2 protein-coding genes are annotated in these 1467 nt (G+C 44.3%); both read right to left on the bottom strand.

Features of this window, described 5'->3' with window-relative positions; genetic code table 11:
- Nucleotides 1-264: 264 nt before the first annotated feature.
- Nucleotides 265-717, bottom strand: a complete 453-nt coding sequence (locus tag AAKU64_RS22465) for a hypothetical protein (RefSeq protein ID WP_354335764.1) — start codon at nucleotides 715-717, stop codon at nucleotides 265-267.
- Between the two features lie 6 nt (nucleotides 718-723).
- Nucleotides 724-1467: hypothetical protein (locus AAKU64_RS22470; RefSeq protein ID WP_354363095.1), on the bottom strand; the 744-nt coding region annotated here is incomplete at its 5' end.

Consider the following 1467-nt stretch of genomic DNA (forward strand, 5'->3'; position numbering starts at 1 on the left):
CCGCCACCTGCTGCAATGACGGCGCCTGGGGCGGCTCCTATCCCGGTGAGTACCATTGCGCCACCGACAGCGGCGGTGCCGCCTCCGGTTAATGCTATGGTGCCGCCTTTGTCCATAGCGTCTGCTGCAAAGCCGTGCAGACTGTCTGATACGGTATTTTTGTAGTATTGAGCACCGGACTTAGTAGCGTCTAGTGCTTTGTCTATGAGACTTTTTTCGGCGGCGGTTTTTCTTGTTTGCTTGGTCTAAATTAAACTTCTAAGGTCAACTTTTAAATGGTTTTAATTTAGGTAACCGTTTATCCCAAGTTCCTCGAGAAAATAGCGTAATTGCTTTCTGTGAGGTATCTTGATCGTGAAATCCAGTTAGCGTAATTCCTAAATTCAGGAGAACAATAAAACCAAGATAAATAAAAGGTTGCTGATCTTCGCGAATTAACCTTTGAAGAACGACATCTTCTTGCTCGGTAAAAAGAAAAATATCTTTATATTTAACACCTTCCATTTGTCGTCCAAATCCTAGATGGATAAGACTCCCTTCATCCGCTGAATAAGCTGCATTCATGAATGAACGAAATTCAACGCGCTGTTTTAAAAAATTAGTACTTACGCTATCTGGAGCTCCCAGTAAAGTCTCAACATTTTTTTGCTTCATATCGAAACTCAATTCTCCCGCACCAATGTAGGGAAATAATTCAAAATCAGTTTTTACGTCCACGATTTTTCACTTTAAAAGGTTATTTTTTTCCAAGCATTTATAAAACTCAAGCATCTCCGACATAGCTTCATTGTATTTTTTGGGATCGTTAATTTCTTTAGCAACGCGTCTAACGTCACGAATTTCTGTAGCCATCGCATCTCGCCACTTTCCTGCTGAAATCAAATTTCCTATTGCCTCCCGATAATCCACTGAGCCAGGCATTTGTCCATTACTCGATGTTTTACCATGGTCTTTGGGATCCATCTGTATAGCTGGCCCATCTTTTGGATTTAGTGGGCTGACATCTTTCGCAGGCATATGATGCGAATCTTTGCCATCATTCACAGGTTTACTTGTCTTACTATGTGCGCCACCTCGATAGGGACCTTTTCCGCTACCTTGACGTAAATGATCGCACGGGCCAGCCTGTTGCTTGATAACCTTGACCCCATCACCGGGAGGCGACGCATCATTCTTTTTGTCACTTTTCTTAGCCTCTTTCTTGGCCTCTTTCTTCCCTTCCGCTAGCTCACTCTTGACCGCATTCTTCTCTGCATTGAGTTCTGCTTTCGCTGCATTGGTCTCGGCTTTGACGGCGTTGATTTCTCCTTTTACGCCTGGAATCAATTTGGTGATTTTATCGATCTTGCTCATCACCATGCGTTGTGCATAGGCGCTTGCTAGCGCGACCATGTTGGGTAACTTGCCGCTGGTGGCAAATTCTGCTGACGCATCTAGTCCGCTGGCGGTAGATTCTACAATGCCACC

The sequence above is a fragment of the Undibacterium sp. GrIS 1.8 genome (genome assembly GCF_040544445.1).
Classification (GTDB): domain Bacteria; phylum Pseudomonadota; class Gammaproteobacteria; order Burkholderiales; family Burkholderiaceae_D; genus Undibacterium.